The organism is Stenotrophomonas sp. 2YAF22, assembly GCF_052114665.1.
GTDB classification, from domain to species: Bacteria; Pseudomonadota; Gammaproteobacteria; order Xanthomonadales; family Xanthomonadaceae; genus Stenotrophomonas; species Stenotrophomonas indicatrix.
Genome location: NZ_JBFRFE010000229.1, coordinates 1 through 5924 on the forward strand (window position 1 = coordinate 1; position 5924 = coordinate 5924).

General features: G+C 66.0%; 7 protein-coding genes. 3 read left to right on the forward strand and 4 right to left on the reverse strand.

What is annotated here, in order from left to right:
* Positions 1-206: 206 nt before the first annotated feature.
* From AB4Y84_RS10815 to AB4Y84_RS10825, 3 genes are all read right to left on the reverse strand, one after another.
* Complete coding sequence (locus tag AB4Y84_RS10815) at positions 207-1772, reverse strand: protein adenylyltransferase SelO (RefSeq protein ID WP_442244926.1); 1566 nt, start codon at positions 1770-1772, stop codon at positions 207-209.
* Between the two features lie 31 nt (positions 1773-1803).
* Positions 1804-2493, reverse strand: coding sequence for a glutathione S-transferase (locus AB4Y84_RS10820; RefSeq protein WP_442244925.1), 690 nt, complete (start codon positions 2491-2493; stop codon positions 1804-1806).
* Positions 2494-2644: 151 nt separating this feature from the next.
* Positions 2645-2854, reverse strand: coding sequence for a cold-shock protein (locus tag AB4Y84_RS10825; RefSeq protein WP_025875108.1), 210 nt, complete (start codon positions 2852-2854; stop codon positions 2645-2647).
* A 304-nt stretch (positions 2855-3158) separates the two neighbouring features.
* Here AB4Y84_RS10825 and AB4Y84_RS10830 point away from each other — a divergent pair, with 304 nt between their 5' ends.
* The gene (locus AB4Y84_RS10830; protein WP_363732989.1) at positions 3159-3647 is read left to right on the forward strand and encodes a YaiI/YqxD family protein; all 489 of its coding nucleotides are present in this window, start codon (positions 3159-3161) and stop codon (positions 3645-3647) included.
* 13 nt (positions 3648-3660) lie between these two features.
* On the opposite strand, the gene AB4Y84_RS10835 is transcribed toward AB4Y84_RS10830, so the two are convergent.
* Positions 3661-4530 (reverse strand): pseudouridine synthase, encoded by an 870-nt coding sequence (locus AB4Y84_RS10835; protein WP_442244924.1) that lies wholly within the window; start codon positions 4528-4530, stop codon positions 3661-3663.
* A gap of 180 nt (positions 4531-4710) precedes the next feature.
* On the opposite strand from AB4Y84_RS10835, the gene AB4Y84_RS10840 reads away from it, so the two are divergent.
* Positions 4711-5259: a YaeQ family protein gene (locus tag AB4Y84_RS10840; RefSeq protein ID WP_033830883.1), complete on the forward strand. Its 549-nt coding sequence runs from the start codon at positions 4711-4713 to the stop codon at positions 5257-5259.
* Positions 5256-5924: NAD(P)/FAD-dependent oxidoreductase (locus tag AB4Y84_RS10845; protein WP_442250116.1), on the forward strand; the 669-nt coding region annotated here is incomplete at its 3' end. The genes AB4Y84_RS10840 and AB4Y84_RS10845, both read left to right, overlap by 4 nt.

Consider the following 5924-nt stretch of genomic DNA (forward strand, 5'->3'; position numbering starts at 1 on the left):
AACTGTCGAAGGCGGGGCACTGTGGGTTTGCGGGGTGTGAGCCGCATGGATGCGGCGACCAAGCCTMCATGGACGKATTCACGGCGTCCCCGCAAACCCACAGTGCCCCGCCATCCCACGGRATGCGCGCCGTTGCTGTTGCTTCGGCTGTTGCTGTTGCTGTTGCTGCTGCGGGTGCAGGGCGCAGCCCTGCAGAAGAACACTCTTCAGGAACTGCAGGACAGCATTGAACAGCCGGCACGATTGTCTGCCCACGCTGGGCGCTTGCCGGCGTAATGCTCCAGACCCGGGCGTTCGGTGTATGGATCACGCAGCACGTCCTGCAGGGCATGCACACCGCCCAGGTCGCCCTGCTCGGCGCGGTCGATCGCTTCCTGTGCCAGCCAGTTGCGCAGCACATACAGTGGACTGGCCGCGCCCATCTTCGCGACACGCTCGGCTGCCGGCAGCGGATCGGCACGCAGCCGCGCCGCGTACTCCTGCAACCACTGCTGCAGAGGTTCCTGCACCGCGTGCTGGCGCTCGGCGTCGTAGAAGACCTCGGCCAATACGCTTGCATCGGGTGCGTTGGCATCAATGCGCATCAACGCACGCCATCCCAGGGTCATGTCCATGCCGCCGTCCTGCATCAGCTGCTGCCAGCGCTGGTAAAGCTGCAGATCGGCATCGTCGGCCGCGGCCAGCCCCAGCTTGGCCGCAACATCGCGGCGGGTGCAGGCGACAAAGGTCGCCTGGTAAGCGGCCAGCCCTGCCTGCAGCGGCTGCACGTCGGCGAACAACGGCGACAGCGCCTGCGCAAGCCGGTTGAGATTCCAGTACGCCACCTGCGGCTGGGGGCCGAAACGATAGCGGCGTCCCTGCGCATCGGTGGTGTTCGGGGTCCAGTCCGGGTCGAAGTCTTCGACCCAGCCATAGGGGCCATAGTCCAGCGTCACGCCGAGCACGGAGAGGTTGTCGGTGTTCATCACCCCGTGCACGAAGCCCACGCGCATCCAGTGCGCGATCATCTCTGCGGTACGCACGGCGATCTGTGCGAACCAGTCGCCATACAGCGCTTCGCCCTGCCCCGTCAGTTCCGGGAAATCGCGGGCGATGCACGCCTCGACCAGTTGCTTCAGCAGTGCGGTCTCGCCACGTGAAGCAGGCAGTTCAAACGAACCAAAGCGCAGGAACGAGGGCGATACCCGGCAGACGATCGCGCCAGGTTCCGCACGCGGATGACCGTCGTAGAACATGTCGCGCACCACGTCTTCGCCGGTGCCGACCAGCGACAGGGCGCGCGTGGTCGGCACACCCAGGTGATGCATGGCCTCGCTGCACAGGAATTCACGGATCGACGAGCGCAGCACCGCACGGCCGTCGGCGCCGCGCGAATACGGCGTCGGCCCGGCACCCTTCAGCTGCAGCTCCCAGTGCCGGCCATCGGGGGCGATCACCTCGCCCAGCGAGATGGCGCGGCCATCACCGAGCTGACCGGCCCAATGGCCGAACTGATGGCCTCCATAGTTGGCCGCCCACGGCTGCATGCCCGCGTACAACGCGTTGCCGCCGAACACCTCGGCGAAGCCTTCGTCATCGACCTGCGCAGGATCGAACCCCAGCATCCCGGCAACCTCCGGCGACCACGCCAGCAGCACCGGCGCTGCGACAGGCGTCGGCATTACCGACGACCAGGCCGCACCCAGCACTTCGCGCCGRCGCGGACCGGACTCGGGATCGCCCGGCAGCAGATTCAGCAGGCGGTTGTCGAACTGGGGAGCTGTGGTATCCATGAGCACAGCATGGGGGCGACGACGGCCGTCCTCAATCGCCGCGCAGGGCCTGCAATGCCCCGCCGTGCGCCTCGGCGCGCCGGTAGGCCGGTCGCTCGCCGATGCGCTTGAGGAAGCCACGCAATGCCGGCTTGTCGTCCAGCCCGCCGCCGCGTGCGGCCGCCGCCTGGATCGGGAAGCTCATCTGGATGTCCGCAGCGGTGAAGCGTTCGCCTGCAAACCACGGGCTTTCGGCCAGGCGCCGTTCCATCCAGTCCAGATGCAGGCGTCGCTGCGGGCCGATGAAACCGCGCTCGGCCTTGTCGGCGATGCTGCGGGCGATCGGACGCGCGAAGAACGGCATCGGCGCGCTGCGGATGCGGCTGATCACCAGGGTCAGCAGCATCGGCGGCATGGCCGAACCTTCGGCATAGTGCAGCCAGTAGAGGTAATCGATGCGCTCTTTGCCTTCGGCCGGTACCGGCGACGGCGACAGCTGGCGATGCACGTCGTAGCGGTCAACCAGGTAGTCGAGGATGGCGCCGGATTCGGCCAGGATGAGGTCGCCATCCTGCAGCACCGGCGCCTTGCCCAGCGGGTGCACCTGGCGCAGTTCCGGCGGCGCCAGCATCGTCTTCGGGTCGCGCGGGTAGCGGCGCAGCTCGTAGTCCAGCCCCAGCTCCTCCAGCATCCACAGCACACGCAGCGAACGGGAGTTTTCCAGATGATGGACGATGCGCATGGGTACGATCCTTGGGGAGGCCTGCATCGTACCGTGCCGGGTGCATGCCCTTTGTAGAGCCGGGCCTGGCTCGACGCTACAAGAAGCCATAACGAAAAACGCCGGGAGCTTTCGCTCCCGGCGTTCTGGCTACCAAACGGTAGCAGACGGATTAGACCGCCTGCACCTGGTCAGCCTGCATACCCTTCTGACCCTGGACGGCGACGAAGGTAACCTTCTGGCCTTCCTGCAGGGTCTTGAAGCCGGTGCCCTGGATCGCGCGGAAATGCACGAACAGGTCCGGGCCGCTTTCCGGGGTGATGAAGCCGAAGCCCTTGGCGTCGTTGAACCACTTGACAGTGCCGGTCTGACGATCAGACATATTTACTAACTCCTGAAACACATGTTGAAAAAAATCGCAGCCACCGGGTATCGGGGCCGAGACTGAGTTGCAGGCGTTGGTAAAGCGGATCGATGAGCGGATCGTGAGATCAACTGCACCAGGCCACGATTCACGGTGACCCTAGCAAACACAGTGGGCCAGACGATACGCGTGTTTTGAGCAAAAAGCGATAGCCATGATATTCAGCGTCAAACGGCCAGCCCCTAGACAGGGCAAGGGGTTGCACCAGATCGAGGCTAAACCCGGGTCCCCATTCAGGTTTTTCCTACCCTACACTGGGTAAATGACTGAAGCTGAAACCCGAGCTGAACCCCTGCTCCACCGCATCTGGGTGGACGCAGACGCCTGCCCTGTTGTCATCCGCGACATCCTGTTCCGCGCAGCTGAACGGGTCGGCGTGGAGCTGACCCTGGTCGCCAACCAGTGGATCCGCACCCCGCCTTCGCGCTGGCTGCGCTCCATCCAAGTTCCGCAGGGACTGGATGTGGCTGACAGCGCCATTGTCGAACGGATGGCTGCCGGCGACCTGGTGGTCACCCAGGACATCCCCTTGGCGGCCCTGGTGCTGGAGAAGAAGGGCGTGGCCCTGAACCCGCGCGGCCAGCTGTACACCCCCAACAACATGGCCGAGCGGCTGTCGATGCGCAATTTCATGGAAGAACTGCGTGGCGCCGGCGTCCAGACTGGCGGGCCACCGCCGCTCGGCGCGCGCGACCGCCAGTTGTTCGCTGCCGAGCTGGACCGCTGGCTGGCGCGACGACCGGGCAGGTGAATCCGGCTGTGCGTCAGCCGGGAACGCACAAGGTGCGCGCGCTGCGGAAGCTGCGTCGCTGGCCGGTCAACGGATCATCGAAGGCCAACGCCTGCGCCAGCAGCTGCAACGGCGGCTCGGCCGCCCCCTCTGGCCGCACGTGCAGCTGCGGATAGAGCTCGTCCCCCAGGATCGGCGCCCCGAGCGCGGCCATATGGACGCGCAGCTGATGCTTGCGGCCGGATTCGGGCGCAAGCCGGTAGCGCCAGACCGGGCCGTGCGCATCAATGACCTCGACACGGGTCCGCGCATTCGGCTCGCCGGGAACTTCAGCCATACGGAAGAACGGTTCCCCCGGCTGCAGTCGGCTATGCCGTTCCAGAGGAAACCGCAGCTCCGGCAAGGCCGGCGCCAGCGCCTCGTAGGTCTTCTCGATGCGGCGCTCACGAAACAGTCGCTGGTAGGCGTCGCGCGTTTCCGGCTGGGTGGAAAACAGCAGCAGGCCGGCCGTCAGCCGGTCCAGCCGGTGCAACGGCACCAGGTCGACGTTGCCGGTGCGCTCGACCAAGCGCGCCAGCAGGGTCTGGCGCACAAATGCGCCGGCCGGCGCAGTCGGCAGGAAGTGCGGCTTGTCGGCCACCAGCAGGTGCGCGTCGTGATGCAGGATGCTCTCTACGAAAGGAATCACCGGCTCATCGGCCACTTCACGGAAGTAGCGGATCTCCAGCCCCACCTGCCACGGCATGTCCGGCGCCAGCGCCCTGCCCTGCGCGTCCTGTATCCGCCCGCGTGCGAAGCGACTCTCCCATTGCAGCCGGTCGATGCGCGGGAAGCGCGCGCACAGGCCCTCCAGCAGGGAAACCCAGTCACCGGGCGGCAGCTGCAGTCGGCTGGGCGTGGTCATGGCGCGATCGGGGCGCCATCGATCTGCAGACGGCGCGGACGTGAACGGGACATACGACAGGGCAAGTCGGAAGAATCAGGACGGCCAGCGTGCCACCGATCACGCCCTGCCGACACCCCCATACCGGACACCCCCGGGGCAAACCTCTATCATTGACGGTCTTTACCCCTCTGGATCTTCATGGCCCTCACCGCCACCATCCGCAAGGCCGAACTGCAGATCAGCGACATGGATCGCGGCTACTACGCGACCCACAACCTGACCCTGGCCCAGCATCCGTCTGAAACCGACGAACGCCTGATGGTGCGCCTGCTCGCCTTCGCGCTGAACGCTGGCGACCGCCTGGAGTTCGGCCGCGGCCTGAGCACCGACGATGAGCCCGACCTGTGGGAGCACGACTACACCGGTGACATCCTGCAGTGGATCGACCTCGGCCATCCGGACGAGTCACGCATCCGCAAGGCCAGCAACCGCAGCCGGCAGGTGCAGGTGGTCAACTACGGCGGCAATGCGTCGGACATCTGGTGGCAGAAACAGAGCAAGGGCCTGGCCCGCTTCGACAACCTGTCGGTGGTCGACCTGGACGGCGGCTTCGTCGATCTGTGGGGCCAGCAGATCCAGCGTGCGATGCGCTGGAGCGTGCTGATCCAGGACGCCGAAGTGCAGCTGCTCAACGATCAGATGCAGCTGGACGTGATCCCCAACTGGCGCAAGCGCGCCAAGGCATGAGCACGATCCGCTGCGACGTGCTGGTGATCGGTGCCGGCGCGGCCGGGCTGATGACCGCGATCACGGCGGGCCAGCGAGGTCGGCATGTGCAGGTGATCGACCACGCCAACAAGATCGGCAAGAAGATCCTGATGTCCGGCGGTGGCCGCTGCAACTTCACCAACACCGGCACCACACCGGCCAACTTCCTGTCGGCCAATCCGCATTTCTGCAAATCGGCGCTGGCGCGTTACTCGCCGTACCACTTCATCGAGATGGTCGAGCGCCACGGCATCGCCTATCACGAGAAGGAACTGGGCCAGCTGTTCTGCGATGTTTCGTCCAAGCAGATCGTGAAGATGCTGGTGGACGAATGCCAGCAGGCCGGCGTGCAGATCCGCACGCAGTGCAGCGTGGAGCGCATCGAGCACGGCACTGACGGCTTCCGCGTGCACACCACCCACGGCCTGTTCCATTGCGCCTCGCTGGTGGTCGCCACCGGCGGCCTGTCCATTCCCAGCCTGGGTGCAACCGGGTTCGGCTATGAGATCGCGCGCCAGTTCGGCCACCAGGTGCTGCCCACCCGTGCCGGCCTGGTGCCGTTGACCCTCAGCGGCACCCACCAGGAGCGTCTGGCCGAGCTTAGCGGCGTCGCCCTGCCGGTCGAGGCCAGCTGCAATGGCACG

Bases quoted from the DNA above. Each gene is read 5' to 3' on its own strand.
- AB4Y84_RS10820 (WP_442244925.1), bottom strand. From the start codon at position 2,493: ATGCGCATCGTCCATCATCTGGAAAACTCCCGTTCGCTGCGTGTGCTG.
- AB4Y84_RS10825 (WP_025875108.1), bottom strand. From the start codon at position 2,854: ATGTCTGATCGTCAGACCGGCACTGTCAAGTGGTTCAACGACGCCAAG.
- AB4Y84_RS10830 (WP_363732989.1), top strand. From the start codon at position 3,159: ATGACTGAAGCTGAAACCCGAGCTGAACCCCTGCTCCACCGCATCTGG.
- AB4Y84_RS10835 (WP_442244924.1), bottom strand. From the start codon at position 4,530: ATGACCACGCCCAGCCGACTGCAGCTGCCGCCCGGTGACTGGGTTTCC.
- AB4Y84_RS10840 (WP_033830883.1), top strand. From the start codon at position 4,711: ATGGCCCTCACCGCCACCATCCGCAAGGCCGAACTGCAGATCAGCGAC.